General features: G+C 42.9%; 16 protein-coding genes and 1 other RNA gene. 11 read left to right on the forward strand and 6 right to left on the reverse strand.

All coding sequences use genetic code 11. The annotated features are described in order from the left end of the window. Positions 1 to 242 precede the first annotated feature (242 nt). Complete coding sequence (locus B3V51_RS12450; RefSeq protein WP_286708517.1) at positions 243 to 1,181, forward strand: META domain-containing protein; 939 nt, start codon at positions 243 to 245, stop codon at positions 1,179 to 1,181. Positions 1,182 to 1,323: 142 nt separating this feature from the next. Here B3V51_RS12450 and ruvC read toward each other — a convergent pair whose 3' ends face one another. Then, on the reverse strand, positions 1,324 to 1,908 hold the full coding sequence (gene ruvC / locus B3V51_RS12455) for a crossover junction endodeoxyribonuclease RuvC (RefSeq protein ID WP_071001968.1): 585 nt from the start codon (positions 1,906 to 1,908) through the stop codon (positions 1,324 to 1,326). 153 nt (positions 1,909 to 2,061) lie between these two features. On the opposite strand from ruvC, the gene B3V51_RS12460 reads away from it, so the two are divergent. Beyond that, complete coding sequence (locus tag B3V51_RS12460) at positions 2,062 to 2,682, forward strand: FxsA family protein (RefSeq protein WP_093068739.1); 621 nt, start codon at positions 2,062 to 2,064, stop codon at positions 2,680 to 2,682. A gap of 113 nt (positions 2,683 to 2,795) precedes the next feature. Here the strand turns inward: B3V51_RS12460 and ssrS are convergent. Further along, positions 2,796 to 2,991, reverse strand: a non-coding RNA gene (gene ssrS, locus B3V51_RS12465) — 6S RNA. 234 nt (positions 2,992 to 3,225) lie between these two features. Here ssrS and gpmI point away from each other — a divergent pair. After that, positions 3,226 to 4,890 carry a 2,3-bisphosphoglycerate-independent phosphoglycerate mutase gene (gene gpmI / locus B3V51_RS12470; RefSeq protein ID WP_093068742.1) on the forward strand — a complete coding sequence of 555 codons (1,665 nt, stop codon included), beginning with the start codon at positions 3,226 to 3,228 and terminating at the stop codon, positions 4,888 to 4,890. A gap of 565 nt (positions 4,891 to 5,455) precedes the next feature. Further along, complete coding sequence (locus B3V51_RS12475; RefSeq protein ID WP_414706395.1) at positions 5,456 to 6,598, forward strand: S41 family peptidase; 1,143 nt, start codon at positions 5,456 to 5,458, stop codon at positions 6,596 to 6,598. Positions 6,599 to 6,680: 82 nt separating this feature from the next. Here the strand turns inward: B3V51_RS12475 and B3V51_RS12480 are convergent, their stop codons facing one another. The 3 genes from B3V51_RS12480 to B3V51_RS12490 all read right to left on the reverse strand — a co-directional run bounded on the left by B3V51_RS12480 (position 6,681) and on the right by B3V51_RS12490 (position 10,979). After that, positions 6,681 to 8,387, reverse strand: a complete 1,707-nt coding sequence (locus B3V51_RS12480; RefSeq protein ID WP_286708519.1) for a sigma-54-dependent transcriptional regulator — start codon at positions 8,385 to 8,387, stop codon at positions 6,681 to 6,683. 171 nt (positions 8,388 to 8,558) lie between these two features. Continuing rightward, the gene (locus B3V51_RS12485) at positions 8,559 to 10,307 is read right to left on the reverse strand and encodes a sensor histidine kinase (protein ID WP_286708520.1); all 1,749 of its coding nucleotides are present in this window, start codon (positions 10,305 to 10,307) and stop codon (positions 8,559 to 8,561) included. Between the two features lie 36 nt (positions 10,308 to 10,343). After that, complete coding sequence (locus tag B3V51_RS12490) at positions 10,344 to 10,979, reverse strand: response regulator (protein ID WP_058025905.1); 636 nt, start codon at positions 10,977 to 10,979, stop codon at positions 10,344 to 10,346. A gap of 434 nt (positions 10,980 to 11,413) precedes the next feature. Here B3V51_RS12490 and B3V51_RS12495 point away from each other — a divergent pair, with 434 nt between their 5' ends. Together B3V51_RS12495 and B3V51_RS12500 are read left to right on the forward strand one after the other, a co-directional pair. Beyond that, the gene (locus B3V51_RS12495; protein ID WP_286708521.1) at positions 11,414 to 12,490 is read left to right on the forward strand and encodes a serine hydrolase; all 1,077 of its coding nucleotides are present in this window, start codon (positions 11,414 to 11,416) and stop codon (positions 12,488 to 12,490) included. 87 nt (positions 12,491 to 12,577) lie between these two features. After that, the gene (locus B3V51_RS12500) at positions 12,578 to 13,249 is read left to right on the forward strand and encodes a thiamine phosphate synthase (protein WP_093068754.1); all 672 of its coding nucleotides are present in this window, start codon (positions 12,578 to 12,580) and stop codon (positions 13,247 to 13,249) included. Positions 13,250 to 13,275: 26 nt separating this feature from the next. Here the strand turns inward: B3V51_RS12500 and B3V51_RS12505 are convergent, their stop codons facing one another. Continuing rightward, positions 13,276 to 13,605, reverse strand: coding sequence for a TraR/DksA family transcriptional regulator (locus B3V51_RS12505; protein WP_058025902.1), 330 nt, complete (start codon positions 13,603 to 13,605; stop codon positions 13,276 to 13,278). Between the two features lie 442 nt (positions 13,606 to 14,047). Between B3V51_RS12505 and B3V51_RS12510 the strand changes: the two genes are divergently transcribed. The 5 genes from B3V51_RS12510 to B3V51_RS12530 all read left to right on the forward strand — a co-directional run. Beyond that, positions 14,048 to 15,262, forward strand: coding sequence for a phosphoglycerate kinase (locus B3V51_RS12510; RefSeq protein ID WP_277077454.1), 1,215 nt, complete (start codon positions 14,048 to 14,050; stop codon positions 15,260 to 15,262). A gap of 254 nt (positions 15,263 to 15,516) precedes the next feature. Further along, positions 15,517 to 15,903 carry a hypothetical protein gene (locus B3V51_RS12515; RefSeq protein ID WP_093068760.1) on the forward strand — a complete coding sequence of 129 codons (387 nt, stop codon included), beginning with the start codon at positions 15,517 to 15,519 and terminating at the stop codon, positions 15,901 to 15,903. A gap of 394 nt (positions 15,904 to 16,297) precedes the next feature. Further along, complete coding sequence (gene fba, locus B3V51_RS12520; protein ID WP_071001960.1) at positions 16,298 to 17,335, forward strand: class II fructose-bisphosphate aldolase; 1,038 nt, start codon at positions 16,298 to 16,300, stop codon at positions 17,333 to 17,335. A 99-nt stretch (positions 17,336 to 17,434) separates the two neighbouring features. Then, positions 17,435 to 18,055, forward strand: coding sequence for a Holliday junction branch migration protein RuvA (gene ruvA, locus B3V51_RS12525; protein ID WP_071001959.1), 621 nt, complete (start codon positions 17,435 to 17,437; stop codon positions 18,053 to 18,055). 179 nt (positions 18,056 to 18,234) lie between these two features. Next, the coding region (locus tag B3V51_RS12530) for an AAA family ATPase (RefSeq protein ID WP_286708522.1) at positions 18,235 to 18,677 on the forward strand (443 nt) is incomplete at its 3' end.

Raw genomic sequence — 18,677 nt, forward strand, 5'->3', positions numbered from 1 at the left:
TAGATAGCAGAGTAATGAAAGAATTTCAAACATAATAAAAATCAACATTTTATTACATAAGCTAATAATGCTCGGTCTATAGTGGTTAATTTAACGTGATTATAATAACGATATTGCCAGAACAGTTAATTAAAATTGCCAGAACAGTTAATTAAATGTTTCTTCAAAAGATGCAAGACCAGCAAGTATATAGAAATAAGTAATCGAGAAAATTGATATACGCTTATTAAGAGGTTCGTAATATGGTAGGTAGAGCCAAAAAATCAGCACTGACAACGTTTTTATTGCCAAGTATTGTGGCGGTGAGCTTGATGCTGAGCGCTTGTCAAAAAGAAAACACGGCTCACGACAATGAAGGATCAGGTATCTCCAATACTGGTGAAAAAGTAGACTCACTAGCGATTGAGGATAGGGCCTCGGATACCAACTCAGCAACTACTGAATCTGGCTCGACGACATTTACTCCCGAAGAAAAGCTGATGAATACTTTGTCTCGTCATCGTTGGAGCTTGGTTAGGGCAACGGATGCCAATGAGCAGCCTATAAGTGAGCTTACAGATATCGATGGTCAGGGGGTTCTGGTATTTAATCCAGACACACTTATCTATAGTGTCGGTTGTAATACAATAAGCGCTGCTTATCAGCTGCAAGGACATACATTGAGTATCGAGGAAGGAATGAGCACCAAAATGTCTTGTAGCGATCTTGATATGGCAGAAAACACATTAAATACATTGATGCTAGGAAATAGTGAGTTAAAAATAGAGCAAGGTGACAGCCCAGTATTGACTCAGTTTACCAACGATAATGTCACTTTGGTATGGAGTGGCAAACTCACACCTCAAGCGAAATACAATAGTAAGGGCGAGACGGTATTTTGGGCAGTGAATGCCAAAGAAGTCAATTGTGATATGAATGGTGAAAAGCAGTGTCTCCAAGTTAGGCCCGTCACTTACAACGACCAAGGTGTCAAAGTCCGTGAAGGGAAGTGGAGAGTATTTGCGGGAGAAATAGATGGATACCAGCATGACGGTATGCACGAAGAAGTACTAAGATTGCAGCGCTACCGATTAGAGACTAACGAATTAATAGAGTCAGATGAGACAACAGAAAATGATAATGATGATGAAAAGTATGCATATGTACTCGATGCTGTCATTGAAAGTGCAGTTGTAGAGTAGTCCGCTATAATTTCGTCTTGCAAATGATAAAGTGACAGTGCTGGTACTCATAAAAAAACACGCATCGAATAGCGTGTTTTTTTATTGTCTCACTATTTTAATGCCTATTGGTTTTAAAGCTTGTCTGCTTTAACGCCTATCTTTAACGCAAGTTACCCAAATCTTCTTCGGTCAAACGCCAACGACCTTTTTTCTTAGAGCCACCGCGTCCTCGCATAGAGCTATTAAGTAGTATTTTATTCATAGAATGGCTTGAGTGCGCATGACAAATAGCACAGGCAAGACCATCGGCTGCATCCTGCTGTGGTACGACTTCTAACTGTAGTATGCGGCAAACCATCTCCTGCACTTGCTCTTTAGCAGCAGCACCATAGCCGCACACCGCTTGTTTGATCTGCCGAGCAGTATACTCTGACACTTCTAAATCCAAGGCGACCATCGCTGCAATAGCCGCGCCTCGTGCTTGCCCAAGCTTGAGTGCAGAATCAGGGTTTTCTGCCATAAAGACTTGTTCAATCGCCGTATAGATAGGCTCGTCAGCGTATTTTAAATGATGCTGCGTAATGCGGGTCAATCCATTAAAAATACGCTTGAGGCGTTCAGGCATCTCTTTGGTATCTGTGCGAATCGTGCCTGCATCGATATAAGTGAGCTTATCACCCGTCTGCTGGACTATTCCATAACCCGTCATGCGTGACCCTGGGTCGATCCCGATAATAATTGCCATAGTATTCCGTCTTGCTTACATTTTGTTTTATGGCTTAAAAATCAGCCGTAAGTTTGATAGTATAGCAACCAATCCCCATATACATCATATGTTAGCCATTTTAATTTGCATGGCGCTCAATTTATTGGTTTTTATTTTATAGGACGACACTTTATGGGTCAGATAGTTGGTATAGCCATCGTTTGGTTTATTATCGAGATGCTACTGTGGTATTTGCTTGCTCAGTTTATGAGCGGCTGGTGGGTATTCATGTGGTTTATTGTCGCAGCAGTGATCGGTATTTCTCTTATACGCAAAGGTATGGCTTCTTTGAATCCAATGGCTCAGCAGATGAAAGCAGGTGGTATGATGAATCCTGCAATGCGTCCACCAGAGTCCACCATGATTAAGAGCATTGCCATGGCAGTCGCTGGTATCTTGCTACTTATTCCAGGTGTGCTGAGTGATGTGCTCGCGCTACTCGTGATCTTGCCACCAGTACAAAAGAAACTCAAGGACTTTGCCAATAACTATGTCATGAACAATCAGCAAAAAATGATGGAAATGATGGCAAAACAGATGGGTGGTCAAATGGGCGGCCAAAATCCATTTGGTGGAATGGGTGGTCAGAATCCATTCGGTGGCGTAGGCGGTATGAATAACCAAAATCCATTTGGTCAGCAACAGCAAAACCCGTTTGGTGACGTATTTAAACAGCATACGACTGTTGATGGTACGGCCAAAAACATCCCTAAAGATGTGAAAAAAATTACCAAATCTGCTAATGACGAGTAACGATGATTTAGTCATTCATTAGGCATAGAAAAAGCCCCTTTCGCTAATAACGAAAGGGGCTTTTTGGTGGCAGTAAATACATTAATTATAAAGAACATATTTACAAACCGAATAAAACAACCGAAGTGCCGCTGTAAGATGGTGACCCATGAACCGTGAAGTTCAGGGCGGATGCGTCATCCTCTCTGCAGGTTTCCTGATACACCGCAAGCGGTGCAGGCATACACAATGAGACGATAGGTACCACATCCTGGTAAAGCATTATCGGCTCAGGGAATAAACATCTACTAGCCAACACTTCAGAATAGACTCATCTTAACCAATGAGATGAATGATTGCAAGTAGGATTTACAGATTGATACGCAGTATTGTTACCTAGTATCTGTGGTAGGTTTTGAGCTTTTGATAACGATACAAACCCCATCATTTTTTAGTGAAAAATTGTCAGTTTTTCAGCTATTTTAAGATATGTGTTAATATATAGGGCTTTCCATACCCTAACATAGCATTGAAGGCGTTCATTCACTCGAGGAGCGGTAATATATGACCAGTACCCAGCAAGCATCAGAATCTATTGGCGACAATCAGGCGCAGCAGCTCAGCAGTAAGCAAGAAGACGGCGCACAGAATAAAAAAACGCCGCATGTCTTAATGATATTAGACGGCTTCGGTCATCGTGAAGAAGATAAAGATAACGCCATTGCTGCGGCAAATATGCCAAATCTAGATAGGATTTACCAAAAATACCCTCATGGACTGATTTCTGCTTCAGGAGAAGATGTAGGTCTGCCAGATGGTCAGTTTGGTAACTCAGAAGTTGGCCACATGAATTTGGGTGCTGGCCGTGTTCTTTATCAAGACTCGACTCGCATCTCAAATGAGCTTGCCAATCGCGAATTCTACAAAAACGAAGCATTGGTTGACGCAGTAAAAGCGGCCAATGAGCTTGGCGGTAACGTACATATTATGGGTCTGCTCTCAGACGGCGGTGTTCACTCACATCAAGACCATATCGAGGGTATGTGCCATTCAGCATTGGTTCATGGTGCCAAAAACGTCTTTATCCATTGTTTCTTAGATGGCCGCGATACCCCGCCCAAATCTGCGGATAAATATATCAATCGTTTGCGCGATTACATTGATAAGCTTAATGCTCATTATGAAGGCGGGCGCGTACAGATTGCCAGCATCATCGGTCGCTACTATGCAATGGACCGAGACAACCGCTGGGATCGCGTACAAAAAGCTTATGAGCTGATCACTGAAGGTAAGGCAGATCGCTTTTCGACACGTGCGGACGGTGCTGTCCAAGCGGCTTATAAGGCACGTGAGACTGACGAATTTATCAGCCCGACGACTGTCATCGGACGTGATGAGGTGCCTTATACCGTCGAAGACAATGATGCGCTGATCTTTATGAACTTCCGTGCCGACCGTGCTCGCGAGCTTGCCCAAGCCTTTGTTTTACCTGATCATGAGTTTTCAGGTTTTGCCCGTCAAAAGCAGCCAAAACTTGCCGCCTTTGTGATGTTGACCAAGTATTCTGATGTATTGGCGGATAATCCAAAAACCAGCATCGCTTACTATCCAACGTCTTTGGCCAATACCTTGGGAGAGTATCTGCAGGATCAAGGTAAAACCCAACTACGTATCGCAGAAACTGAGAAGTATGCGCATGTGACGTTTTTCTTTAGTGGTGGCCGTGAAGAAGAGTATGATGGCGAAACGCGTATCCTAGTACCTTCTCCAGATGTTGCCACTTATGACTTGAAGCCTGAGATGAGCGCGCCTGAAGTGACGGATAAATTAGTAGAAGCGATTGAATCTGGCCAATATGATGTGCTCGTTGTCAATTATGCCAATGGAGATATGGTAGGTCATACAGGGGTTTTTGATGCTGCGGTAAAGGCGGTCGAAGCGTTGGATGTCTGTGTGGGCCGTATCGAGTCGGCAGTAAAAGCGGCTGGCGGCGATATGCTGATCACAGCTGATCACGGTAACTGTGAGCAAATGCAAGACTACGAAAGTGGTCAAGTACATACTCAGCATACGACAGAGCATGTACCGCTGATTTACGTAGGCACACAAAAACTACAGGTACGTCGTGGCGGTAAGCTCAGTGATGTGGCACCGACTATTTTGGCACTAATGAATGTTGATGCACCCACCGAAATGACTGGTGAGAGTTTATTGGTTTCAGCATCTTAAGCCAGTTGTCTCAGATTATCCGTACATCGGATAATCTGTAAAGACATGGCTCGTTAGCTGAATGATATAAACCAGAAAAGGGAAGGGTAGCTATTACCTTTCCCTTTTTTTATGATGGATTTTGCTTGACGATTTGCAAAACTGCCCTAGTTTGAGAGAGGCCTTTGGTGTTAACTTATACGGTAATACATAACAATAACTTTATACATTCTATTATTTAAATGAGTTTTTTATGCATCCTATCTCTTTTGTGTGCGCATCTTTGTCTAAACAATTAGACCAACGAATGATGAAGTCGTCGCTAGCGACCATTATGTCCAAACCCGTATACTTCAAGTTTATAGGCTTTAAGCCCAGTCTAGCAATAGGTTTGCTTGGATTGTGTGTTGTCAGTATAGACGCGCAAGCAGCAGTGACCTCAGTCGGTGATGCTAGTCCGACATCAAGCCTACAGCTTATCAGTTTGAATGCCGATGATATAGTGGCTGAAGATGATACTGAGATGCTGAATGCTGCCGACGAATCAGATGACTCAATAGACAGTATGCCAGACGAAAGTGCGGTAATGGACGATGATGATAATATCGATACCAGTATTCCATCAGAGGTTGCGCAAGTATCATTGAATGCAATTTCTCCTGAGACATTAAAGACCTTTGTTGCTGTTGTTGATTTAGTGCGCCGTCAGTATGTTGACGCGGTCAATGATGAGGAGTTATTTAATAATGCAATGAGCGGTATGCTAACTAAGCTCGATAGCCATGCTGAGTTTTTGGATGCGGAGGCCTATGAAAACCTACGCGCTTTTACCGAAGGGGACGTAGGTGATATCGGTATCCAAGTTACTTATGAGCCAGAGGTAGGCTATTGGATCATCACAGAAGTTATTGATGATTCGCCTGCAGATAAAAAAGGCATCGCAGTGGGCGATTATTTACACCAAGTTGGTGAATTCAAACTTGACGAAAATCGGCAAAGTAATGACGTTGAGCAGCTATTAACAGGGATTGCTGGTACCCAAGTAGATATCATCACTTCTAAAGCGGGTCGCCGCAAGCACACGACGACATTGCAGCGGAATAACAGTCACCCTCAAATTGTCGAGACAAAACTCGTCGATGGCATTGCGATTGTTAAACTACCTGCATTCCAGAACAATAGCCGTGAAAAGCTGTTGGAAGGTTTGATTAATTTAGATGCACCTATCTCAGGTATTTTACTTGATTTGCGTGACAATCCGGGCGGTGTTCTTACATCGGCGGTGAGCGTTGCCAGTTTATTTATGAATGATACCGATGTGGTACAAGTACAAGCACGTCAAGACAAATCGCGCGTACTAACCACCCAAGGGGATGCGATATTTAAGCCTCTACCTATGGTTGTTCTACAAAATCGCTACTCGGCATCAGCGGCAGAGGTTTTGGCCAGTAGTTTACAGGCACAAAAACGCGCTACTATCATCGGTGAAGTAAGCTATGGTAAAGGCTCAGTACAGTCAGTCATACCACTTAATGACGAGCAAGCAGTCAAGTTGACAGTAGCTAATTATATGACAGCATCAGGCAGGCAGATCGATGTCATCGGCGTTGAGCCTGACATTACTTTGTCAGGAAGTGAGAGCTCATGGGAGCAGCAGGCACTGGATTTATTAAAACCCCGCGCGCTCGATTCTGGCATCCGCTTCATTCGAAAGACTACTGCAAATTAGTATATTGTTGATAGATTTAATAATATACCGTCAGGCAGCCATTGAATCTCTGAAATAAAAATCCAATGGCCCGATAGAAGACTTACTCAGATTGATCTTCTGCAATTTCTAACTTTTTCATACGATAACGTAATGAGCGAAAAGTCGTCCCAAGTAGTTCTGCTGCTTGGGTTTTGTTCCAGCCAGTTTGTTTGAGGGCTGTGATGATTAATTGCTTTTCTTGTTCCTGTAGATAATGCTCCAACCCTTGGGCTGGCAATTGACCATCAAGCGGTTCTTGCAGCCTTGTAGTCTCATTCTCTTTTGGTTGAATAGGACGATGGAGGGGTACTTTTTCATTCGTATCACTTGAGCTGGTTGATGGTTCTGTATTATTGGGCACTGAGCGCTGTATCATTGAAGGGTAGTGTTGGGTATTAGTACGATAAGGGTGCAAGTTGGTTGTTTCTTGCTTGTGCTTTACAGCCGTTATCTCACTGTCAGATTGAAGAGTCTGTTCACGGTTTTCTATTGCTTTAGACATTGTTTGGGTAGTTGGTTGAGATTGGTTTTGCTCATTTGCGTAATGGTTAGATTGTTGCGCATTGCTGTGAGCTTGCGTATCTTTAAGGTCGTGACTAACATCAGGTAGGCCTAAATGACTGATATCAATGTCCGAAGTTTCCGCCAACGTCACCGCACGCTCAAGTAAATTACGTAGTTCACGAACGTTACCGGCAAAGTCATGACGCTGCAAACGTTCGCTGGCTTCACGCGTGAGAGATGGGGGTATTTCTAGCTGCCACTCAGCAGAAATCATGGCTAAAAAATGCTCTGCTAATACAGGGATGTCATCACGTCGATCATTCAATGTCGGTAGCTTAAGCTCAATCACATTGATACGATAATACAAATCTTGTCGAAATGCGCCATCCTGTACCAAGCGGCTCAAATCTTTATGAGTAGCGGATAAAATGCGGATGTCTACTGGTACTTCTTTGGTGTCACCAATGGCCCTCACGGTCTTTTCTTGAATAGCACGCAACAGCTTCACCTGCATCGCTAATGGTAAGTCTGCCACCTCATCTAAAAATAAAGTACCGCCATTGGCTTGCTGAAACAATCCCTGCTTGTCAGCCACAGCCCCTGTAAAACTGCCTTTTTTATGACCAAAAAACTCTGACTCCATCAGCTCAGAAGGTATTGCACCGCAGTTCACTGGTACAAAGCTGCCATCTCGTCGCGGACTTAAATCATGAATCAGTCTAGCGACGACCTCTTTACCTGTACCAGACGCACCAAATAAAAAAACAGGCGCTTGTGAGCGTGCCAATTTTAATATGGTGTTTTTAAGAGGGTGCATGACCGCAGAATCACCGATTAGCCTAGCGTCCAGCATCTTTTGCTCAGGTGAGGATTCAGGCGTGGCTTGTGCCCCATTATCCTGATGAATAACCTTTAGAGCGTTTTCTACCAATTGACGTAATCTTGGTAGCTCAAGTGGTTTATTGACAAAGTCAAAAGCACCAAGCTTCAGTGCTTCAATGGCCAGATCCATACTTCCATGAGCAGTGATGACGGCTATCGGTGTATTCGAGCTGTTGCTGATTTCTTTGACCAGCTCCAACCCTGAGCCGTCAGGTAGTTTCAAGTCAGTGAGGCAAAAATCATAAGTATTGTCTTGCCAGTATGATCTTGCTTGCGCCAAAGTATAGGCCACATCACTTTTGATGCCCATTTTAGTCAAAGTGATTTGCATCAATCGGCATAGATCCACTTCGTCATCAACGACTAGCGCGCTTGTTGTCATACATTATCTCGTCAAATTCAATGGCTGCAAAGTATTAATAGCTAGGTCTAAATAGGGGTAAACTTCTTTTACAAAAAAAATTGTAAATCAATCATGTACGGTGGCTATTAGCTACCAATATGTAATGTTCAAACATTTGTGATTAAGTAGTATTTTGATTTATGACTGGGATTAATAAAGATTTTCTTCCACGGCTTGCAAGATATTTTCAGAGTCAATAGCAGGCGAAATAAAACGAAAACACGTTTTTTCATGTTCAGGAATATAGAGCAAACGTGCCTGATTGGCTTCACAAAAGGCTTGCGATAAATATAGTCCCAAGCCCGTGCCAGCTTTGTCTGTTGTAAAAAATGGATTAAACAAATGTTTTAAATCCTCAGTTTTAATACCATCACCATCATCCAATATGTCAATTATAACATCGCTGTCTGCACAGTAAATCTCGATTTCTACGTAAGCGTGAGGATGGCTATAGCTGCTATAACGCAAGCCATTGTTGATCAAATTAATCAAAATTTGTTCTAACTGGTGAGGATCAAATGATATGGTTGGTTGGGTTTTTAGATGCAGAAAAATGTCGTGCCCTTGAAAATAATTATCCAAAAATACTGGCATCCACTCAGCCAAAACAATGGCTTGCTGAGAGGCCGCTTGCTGGCGAGACAGTTTTAAAATATCTTCAATAATACGGTTGACGCGTTTGGTTTGTGAAAATATCATTTCATAGAGCTCATGATTGCCCGTCGTGTTGACATTTGATGCATTTGCCTCAATTTCGGTCAAGTCTTCCATCAGTAGTTGGCTGGCTTGTGAGATGGCGGCTAGAGGATTTCTAATTTCATGAGCAATACTGGCAGTGAGTTGTCCTAACGACGCCAGTTTTAATTGTTGGGCGCTGGCCTGCTCACGGCGTAAGTCTTCCAATAGGATTAATTTGCTATCATCTTTTAGCGGGATGATTTGTACGCGTAGCTTACCAAATATCGAAGCGTTTGCCACCTCAGGCACATCGTACGTAAACGTACGCGATTGTCCTGTTGCCACTGACAAGCAAGCTTGGAGTAGCTGAGAATGCTGTTTGCTAAGTTGTTGTTTAAAGTTAGATAGAATGGCATGAGGCGTATCGCCTCTCATTTCTTTCATATCGGTTAAAGTGCTAGATGCAGGCAATGATGAATCTTGTGTGATACTGAGCAGTTGGTGGGCCGCAAGATTTGCAAGGACGATATTCTGTTTATCGATGACAATCACACCATTGACCATTTGTGTAATGACTTCTTGATTGATGACATTGAGTCGTTCAACCTCTTTGGCATGACTTTGTGCAACTTTCTCAAGCTGTACCAAACGCTGTGAGATAGACCAACTCAAACCCCCTACTGCCAAGAAGCTTGCTGACATCAGCAAAGCATCACCCAAATTGGCCAAATTCATACTATTGGCAATGGCATAAAAAAACTGCTGATAGATAACAAAAATAATAGCCAACAAAGTGATAACTAGCGCTTGTGAACCATGCAATAGCATAAAGCTAGCGGCGACAACGACCATATAGAGCATGGTCAGTTGTAAGTCCGGCTCACCTGCTGTATACAGCAATAAGCTTAATATAATAACGTCTAATACGAGCCCAAACGCTAACTGTCGGCGCATCTGCTTTGTGACAACGTAAAACAGCCCGAGCAAAATCAAGCTCAGCATCACATAAAAGCTCAGGGCTGTTTGCTGTAAAAAACTGGGGAGAGAGGCGCTATCACCGGCGCGTGCAGATATATATACCATCAGCATAGAAAATATACTGACGACAAAACGATAACTGCTGTAAATAATGCCTAGTCTGCGCAGCTGCGGCAAAGGAAGTGTATCATCGTGGTGTAAATAGCGACTGATGGCAGAAATGATGGTGGTGGCAGGTTTCATAAATTGACCGTGATGACAAAGGAGATACTAAGCAACTTATGGTTGAATCAAACCATGGCGAATGGCCAAATGCGTTAATTTCACATCACTATCAACGCCAACTTTTTCATAAATACGATAGCGATACGTATTGATGGTTTTGACGCTGACAAATAATTGGTCAGCAATCTGCTGCGGGCTTTGGCAATTGACCACCATCATAGCCACTTGTTTTTCTCTATCACTTAACAAATCAAAAGGCGAGCTGGCATTATCAGACAATAAGACGTCCGCCAATTGCTCAGCAACGTCTTGGCTAAAATAGCGACCACCTTGATAGATTTTTTTGACCGCGCGTATCATCTCATCAAGTGGCGTACCTTTTGTGATATAACCATTGACACCAGCTTTGATGAGCATTGAGGGGTAGGGCTGTGCAGACATACTACTAACAGCTAAAATCTTGATACCCATATCGAGCTGAATCAAGCGTTTGGTCGCTTCAAGGCCACCAATATTGGGCATGTTGACATCTAGCAAGACCACGTCAGGACGTAACTGCTTGGCCTGTTTGATTGCCATATCACCGCTATCTGCTTCCCCCACTACTTCGATATCAGGGCTGTCTGACAACATACGGCTAATACCCATCCGTACTAAATCATGATCATCGACCACCAACACTTTAATCATAACCATACTCTTTATCGTTTGTCAGAATGAATGTTTTTACAAGGATTAAATAACAGAAAAGACAACGTTAACATAAGCCGCTTTTTGATTATAAATACAGTTTTTTATTTTAAATACATAGGATACAGCTAATATGCGGTATCAATATCTTCATTTAATATAATAAAATACAAAGAATCATAACATTCTAAGTTAAGTTATATTGCTGTATTGTTAATCAGTGTTTCTAAAATATAAATCGGTTGTATCAAAGTTTGAATGAAGCTAAAAAAAACCGTTAAATCAGTTTGATAGATTAAACTTAAATGTAAACCATGATACACTAAAAATACAAAAGCTCTATGTGAGTACTTACAAACACATCTATAAACGCTACGTACGTTCTTGGCGTCAGGCAGTATGTAACTGGCGTGATAACGACAGCAGGAGGCATAATGAAGCAACTACTATTAACCAAACAGCAATTGATCGCTGCTATGATTTCATTGAGTTTGGGCAGTGTTGCACAAGCCGCACTTACAATTAATGGTAGCACTGAGACAGCTTCTAGTGCACGCTTGAGTTGGGGCGGTGCTGATAGCTTGTCTGAAGCGCGTAATATCATGTACAAGTCTAATGGCGCTGCTATCAAAAAAGTCGACAACGGCTATGGTACGACCAATATCACAAATAGCAGCAGTTTTGCTAGCAGTAACAATACCGCTCGATACAATACGACTTATCGCGGCGCATTTGGTAGCAGTGATATGATCCCAATCAGTACAGACTCGCGCAGTGTTGCGGTGATTGATGCTGAAACGGGCGAATCTATCTACGAAAAAGACGCTGACATCGCGCGTCCTATGGCCAGTATTACTAAAATAATGACAGCCATGGTTGTGCTAGATGCCGGTCTCGATATGCGTGAAGAAATCACGCTTGATCCAGAAGACTTTGTAGGGCCTAAGCGCGCCAGCTCACGCCTAAAATCAGGCGATCGTTTAAACCGTGCCGAGATGCTATTGATGGCTTTGATGAAGTCTGAAAACCCAGCCGCAAAGAGCTTGGCGCGTAACTATCCAGGCGGCTACAATGCCTTTATCCGTGCAATGAACAGAAAAGCACAAGATCTAGGTATGACTACTGCGTTTTTCGGTGATCCAACGGGTCTTGATAAGCGTAACGTTGCTTCATCGAATGATTTGGTAAAAATGGTTCGTGCTGCTGGCAACTACGATGTGATTCGTCGCTTCTCTACCACCAAGAGCTATGACTTCTTTGTTTCAAACTACTCAAGTGGTAATCGCACTTATAAAGCCAACAACACTAGTAGCTTGGTTCGTGCAGGTGATTACCCAATCGGTATCTCAAAAACAGGTTTTATTAACGAAGCTGGGCGCTGTGTTGTGATGGAAACGCGAGTCAATAATCGCCCTGCAATTATCGTCATCCTAGGGGCAAACAGCTCAGCAACACGTTGGGGCGATGCTAAAAACATTCTAAACAGCTTGGCGACACGTCGTACCGTATAGACGCGCTGTTTTAAATATGTAAAAAAGGCTGTTATACCATATGACAGCCTTTTTATTGTGTTGAGTTTAAGATTAAGGATCTGCCTTATGAACCAGTCATCAACCTCATCTGCGATACCCAAGCTATATTTGCTGACCAATGATGATGAATTTGAATTGTTGTATCAAAAGTTAGATGCCGCCTTATCAACAGGGCTAATCGCATTGTTGCAGATTCGGCGCAAGCAAACACTTAGTCTACCAGATGGTCATATAACGCTTTATGAAGAAGCCAAACAGATTGTTAAGCTGGCCAAAGCACATGACGTTCCAGTCGTTATGAATGATGATATTGCAATAGCAGCCAAGCTTGGTATTGGTGTACACCTTGGGCAAGGAGATGGCAAAATTGGTGATGCTTTGCAGTCTCTTGAATCGACTCAAATAATTGGTCGAACTTGCCATGGGAATATTGAATTAGTCAAAGAGGCAAAGGATGATGGTGCAAGCTACGCTGCGATGGGTGCCATATTTAATTCTACCACAAAACCGAATGCTGATATTATCTCGCGTCAGAAGTTGATTGAAGGCTGTCAACAAGACATACCTATATGTGTGATAGGCGGATTAACTGCAGAAAATATTTCAGAGCTGGCAGGCATACCAATTGCGCTTATGGCGGTAGTAGGCGATATTATGGATTTGCCTGTAGAAAAAATCGCCGAGCGTTGCTATCAATGGCAGCAGGCACTTTCTAAATGGAAAACACCTGCTGTATAAAATTTGTTCTAGGTGAAATTTATTAGCTATTCAGCATGTTCCATACACAAAGTAGCGTAGGGCAGCGCTTCTAAACGTTGCTCTTCGATTGGCTCACCGCACACCTCGCACTCGCCATAAGTACCATTTTCGATACGACTTAAGGCATTTTCGACATAGATTAGGCTCTGACGTGCCTCGCTCATTAAATTTTTGCGCATATCATTTTGACGATAGGATATAGCCTGATCTTCCCAGTGCTCATTGAGATCATCTTGTGGGTTTTGGATATGATCTTCTATTTTGTCAATGCGAGACTCGTACTCATCTTTTAGTTTTAATAGATTTTGCTTTGCAGTGTCTAAGTCGATACTCATTGTGTTCTCCTAAAAAGTTATTGTTATTGTCAACGCTTCTATCATAAAGAGCCTGACTGCTGAGTACCACCACGAAATGTTACTGTTTATTGAATGAGTTCAAAGCTAGCAGTTACAACCGTTTCCTATCAATGCTGGAGTAAAATTACTCACTCAATATTTTCATGTTTTTAAAAATCGTGAAAGTTTGCTTGTGAGCATCTCATAGAAAACTGATAGAATACACCGCCACTGATTTCTACTCACTTATCTGTTCCAGTAACTTGGTGTGATAGTTAGTATAAAGACTCAGTGATAAAGACATATAAAGATAGCAAGTGTGCAGTCTAATAAGGCTCATTGTTAGAGCATATATAATAGATGATAGTTAAAAAATTATCAGTCATATCAATCATGATAGTAATCGTAAATTAATAGATATATTGATGCATAGGAGCAGGTAATGAATTTTTTGCGTATGAGCGAGCTGAACTTAACCGATAAAGTGGTATTGATCCGAGAAGATTTAAATGTCCCTATTAAAGACGGTAAAGTTACCAGTGATGCTCGCTTACAAGCAAGTCTACCTACTATTGAGATGGCGCTAGAGAAGGGTGCTGCTGTTATTGTTTGTTCACATCTGGGACGCCCAACAGAAGGCAATCCTGAGTCTATTTATTCATTGGCACCAGTTGCTGATTATTTGACAGACAAATTGGGCTCGCAATTAGCGTCACCAGTGCGCCTGAATAATGATTACTTGACTCAAGGCGCTGCTGTAAAACCTGGCGAAGTCGTATTGCTAGAGAATGTGCGCTTTAACGATGGTGAAAAGAAAAACGATGCGACGTTAGCGAAGAAGTACGCGGATTTATGTGATGTCTTTGTTATGGATGCCTTTGGTACCGCGCACCGTGCGCAAGCATCAACAGAAGGCGTGACGCAAGCGATGCGTCAAGCAGAAAAAACTGTTTGTGCAGGGCCTTTGTTGGCAGCTGAGCTTGATGCCTTGAGCCTGGCGCTTGAAACACCAGCTCTGCCTATGCTTGCCATCGTTGGCGGCTCAAAAGTGTCTACCAAGTTAGAAGTGCTACATAGCTTAGCTGAAGTCTGTACACAAATTATCGTTGGTGGCGGTATTGCCAATACTTTCTTAGCGGCGCAAGGGCATAGTGTGGGCGCGTCGCTATACGAAGCAGATTTAATCGATACTGCGCGCGATATCATGACCAAGACTGAGATACTACTACCTGAGTATGTGGTTGTTGCTGATAAAGACGACATCGATTTTGCTGACTTTACTGGTTCATTGCAAAAGGCAGTTGCGACAATCAAGTCTGTTGATGCTATTGGTGATAACGACATGATATTGGATATCGCGCCAGAAAGCGCGAAGGAACTTGCCGATGCTATTATTCATGCAAAAACCATCTTGTGGAATGGTCCAGTCGGTGTTTTTGAAGTTGATGCTTTTGGTCAAGGGACACAAATACTAGCAACAGCTGTCAGAGACAGCGACGGTTTTTCAATTGCGGGTGGTGGTGATACCTTGGCGGCTATTGATAAATATCAAGTCGCTGATGGTGTCAGTTATATGTCAACGGGCGGCGGTGCATTTTTAGAATTTGTAGAAGGTAAAGTGCTTCCAGCAGTTGCTGCGTTGCAAATTAACGCTTAACTAATTAACGTTACTCAGTATTTTCGTAACACTAGACGTACAACTAACAGTAAACATCTAAGGTAGTCTGTGAAAATAATATTTTGACTTTCATTTGGCTTATTTATATCGGTATAGCTAAAATTTATAGTCATTGATTATTAAGCAGTAATTATTTGTTTCTACACTGAAAATTATTATTGCATGTCTCATTCGCACTCTATAAAATAGCGCGACCATGTATCTTGACATGCATTATTTACGAGAGGTTTATTATGTTAAAACGTCATTTGTTACTTGCTAGCATACTTGCTGGTACTTTTGCAGTTACTGCATGTAGCCAACAAACAGAAGAGAACACTGAAGCTGCTGTTGAGTCAGCTGGCGATGATGCTGCTGCAAACGCTGATGCTGCTGCTGCCGAGGTAGACGCTGCTGCTGCTGAAGCTGAAGCTGCTGCTCAAAACGCTGGTGCTGAAGTTGCTGAAAGTGCAGACACTGCTGGTGCAGCTGCAACAGACGCTCTGGAGAACACTGGTGATGCTATCGCTGAAGGTACTAATACAGCGGTCGAAAATACTGCTGAAGCAGTTGCTGATGGCGCTAATGCTGTTGCTGACGGTGCTAACGATGTTGCAGTTGATGCAGAACAACAGTACTAAGCTACGCCATAACTAAGCAATTAAATGACTGACTTTTTGGATACTATTATAAGTCATCCATTATCATAGTCATTGCTCTATAAGCCTCGAAATACTAGAAAAGCCTTGGTGATTGCCAAGGCTTTTTGCGTCCTGGGCTATGAGTATGATAGATAAAATGGTTCAGTTGTTGTAGACACCAATGAGAGAAAGAGACTGATTAGACTGACAAATAGTCAGGCAACTGCTACGAAGACAGCACAATTTTTGCTATAATCACCGCGTGATAATCATATCCCAAATGAGTCAGACTTTGACTGATATATATACAGTCAGTATGGTCGAGCAGATAGCGGAATGATTGTTACAAAGCTGCATTTAAAATACTATTCAAAATCCAATCAGAGAGCGTCTTATGGCCCTAATATCCTTACGTCAACTTCTAGATCATGCCGCTGAACACAACTACGGTGTTCCTGCCTTTAACGTCAATAACTTAGAGCAAATGCGTGCAATCATGATGGCTGCGGATGCTTGTGATTCACCTGTTATTGTTCAAGCCAGTGCGGGCGCACGTAACTATGCAGGGTCGGCATTTTTGCGTCATTTGATTATTGCTGCTATCGAAGAATGGCCACATATTCCAGTGGTTATGCATCAAGATCACGGCATGTCGCCAGCTATCTGCCAGCGCTCGATTCAGCTTGGTTTCTCATCAGTTATGATGGACGGCTCACTTGGTGAAGATGGCAAAACGCCAATGGATTATGATTACAATGCCAGCGTCACTCGTGAAGTGGTCAAAATGGCACATGCGTGCGGTGTCTCTGTAGAAGGCGAAATCGGTTGCCTAGGTAGCCTTGAGACCGGTATGGCAGGCGAAGAAGATGGCTCTGGCGCAGAAGGCGTATTAGATCACGAGCAGCTTTTGACCAGTGCTGATGAAGCTGAGCAATTTGTAAAAGACACCAATGTTGACGCGCTAGCGATTGCTATCGGTACGAGTCACGGTGCTTACAAATTCACGCGTCCACCGACAGGCGATATTTTGTCGATTGAGCGTGTAAAAGAGATTCATGCCCGTATCCCTAACACCCATCTTGTCATGCATGGCTCTTCATCAGTGCCGCAAGAATGGCTAAAAGTCATCAATGAAAACGGCGGTGATATTGGCGAAACGTATGGTGTACCGGTTGAGCAGATCGTAGAAGCGATCAAGCATGGTGTGCGTAAAGTAAATATTGATACTGATCTGCGTCTAGCATCAACAGGTGCTATCCGTGAGTTCTTGGCAAATAATCCAAGCGAATTCGATCCACGTAAATACTTCAAAGCCTCTATGGTCGCGATGTCAGACATCTGCACCAATCGTTTTGAAGCGTTTGGTTCCGCTGGTCAAGCGCATAAAATTCGTCCAATTAGCCTTGAAGGCATGGTCGATTTTTACCAATAAGGCTAGGCGTATATAATCAATAGAATATGCTAGTGAAAGGTGGTCTTGCATAATGAATGGCAGCGGACTTAACTTTATAATAACCAACAGAGGTGAGTGATGATTGGATTGATTACCGGACAGGTGCAATACTTAATGGCGCCAACGGCTTGTATCATGACAACCGCTGGTGTGGGTTATGATATCGAGCTGCCATTGCCGTCATTTTGTCAATTGCACCTTAACGAGCAGGCGAGTATTTGGACACATTTTCATGTACGTGAGGATGCGCAACTGCTCTATGGTTTTATTGACCGTAAAGAGCGCGATGTCTTTCGCCAATTGATTAAGATCAATGGCGTTGGGGCAAAAATGGCATTGGCAATGCTGTCTGCAATGTCAGCGGCTGAGCTAAAAATGCATGTTGAGCAAGAGTCAGAGGCGGCATTGACGCGCATACCGGGTATCGGTAAAAAAACCGCTCAACGTCTATTGATTGAGTTAAAAGATAAGCTAAAGAATATCGAAGTGGACAACGGTTCGTTTGAGCTCATGCCTCAGCAAACCGCTGTTTCTCACGACGGCAGTATCATTGCTGAAGTAGAAGGGGCACTGATTAGCTTGGGCTACAAAGAAAAAGAAGCTCAGCTCGCCATCAAAGCGGCTAAAAGTAAGGGTGACACCTTTGTAGACACTCAGGGGTTGTTAAAAGCCACATTGCAGCAGCTATCTGGTTTTTAAGCTCACGTTCCAAAGTTATCTATCGATAATAACAAAATAGTGCATTTAACAGATAAGCGACATTGATTGTCGCTTATTTTCGTTTTGGCCTCTACTTTATGATGTTTTGCATGACTTATGCGCAGCGTTTGGTTATGCTATTTGTTACCTAATTTTTTAATATAATGATAAATTCTATGATGCAAGATCGCTTAATTAATCCGCTAGAAGGCGCAAATGATGCACCTGATGCCAATATTCGACCAGCATTATTGGCTGAGTATATTGGTCAGCCAGTGGTACGTGAGCAAATGGAGGTGTTCATCGGTGCGGCGAGAGGCCGTGATGAAGCCTTAGATCATACCCTGATATTTGGTCCACCAGGGCTGGGTAAAACGACCCTTGCCAATATTATTGCGCGCGAGATGGGGGGTAATCTGCGCTCTACTTCAGGGCCTGTGCTTGAGCGTCCCGGTGATCTAGCTGCTATGCTGACCAATTTAGAGGCGGGTGACGTATTATTTATTGATGAGATCCACCGTTTGAGCTCGGTCATTGAAGAGATACTCTATCCAGCGATGGAAGATTTTCAGCTGGATATTATGATTGGTGAAGGGCCTGCCGCACGTTCTATTAAACTTGA

Origin of the sequence: Psychrobacter sp. UBA2514 (assembly GCF_002341255.1) — a bacterium.
GTDB classification, from domain to species: domain Bacteria; phylum Pseudomonadota; class Gammaproteobacteria; order Pseudomonadales; family Moraxellaceae; genus Psychrobacter; species Psychrobacter pacificensis.

Bases quoted from the DNA above. Each gene is read 5' to 3' on its own strand.
- B3V51_RS12450 (WP_286708517.1), top strand. From the start codon at position 243: ATGGTAGGTAGAGCCAAAAAATCAGCACTGACAACGTTTTTATTGCCA.
- ruvC (WP_071001968.1), bottom strand. From the start codon at position 1,908: ATGGCAATTATTATCGGGATCGACCCAGGGTCACGCATGACGGGTTAT.
- B3V51_RS12460 (WP_093068739.1), top strand. From the start codon at position 2,062: ATGGGTCAGATAGTTGGTATAGCCATCGTTTGGTTTATTATCGAGATG.
- gpmI (WP_093068742.1), top strand. From the start codon at position 3,226: ATGACCAGTACCCAGCAAGCATCAGAATCTATTGGCGACAATCAGGCG.
- B3V51_RS12475 (WP_414706395.1), top strand. From the start codon at position 5,456: ATGGACGATGATGATAATATCGATACCAGTATTCCATCAGAGGTTGCG.
- B3V51_RS12480 (WP_286708519.1), bottom strand. From the start codon at position 8,387: ATGACAACAAGCGCGCTAGTCGTTGATGACGAAGTGGATCTATGCCGA.
- B3V51_RS12485 (WP_286708520.1), bottom strand. From the start codon at position 10,307: ATGAAACCTGCCACCACCATCATTTCTGCCATCAGTCGCTATTTACAC.
- B3V51_RS12490 (WP_058025905.1), bottom strand. From the start codon at position 10,979: ATGATTAAAGTGTTGGTGGTCGATGATCATGATTTAGTACGGATGGGT.
- B3V51_RS12495 (WP_286708521.1), top strand. From the start codon at position 11,414: ATGAAGCAACTACTATTAACCAAACAGCAATTGATCGCTGCTATGATT.
- B3V51_RS12500 (WP_093068754.1), top strand. From the start codon at position 12,578: ATGAACCAGTCATCAACCTCATCTGCGATACCCAAGCTATATTTGCTG.
- B3V51_RS12505 (WP_058025902.1), bottom strand. From the start codon at position 13,605: ATGAGTATCGACTTAGACACTGCAAAGCAAAATCTATTAAAACTAAAA.
- B3V51_RS12510 (WP_277077454.1), top strand. From the start codon at position 14,048: ATGAATTTTTTGCGTATGAGCGAGCTGAACTTAACCGATAAAGTGGTA.
- B3V51_RS12515 (WP_093068760.1), top strand. From the start codon at position 15,517: ATGTTAAAACGTCATTTGTTACTTGCTAGCATACTTGCTGGTACTTTT.
- fba (WP_071001960.1), top strand. From the start codon at position 16,298: ATGGCCCTAATATCCTTACGTCAACTTCTAGATCATGCCGCTGAACAC.
- ruvA (WP_071001959.1), top strand. From the start codon at position 17,435: ATGATTGGATTGATTACCGGACAGGTGCAATACTTAATGGCGCCAACG.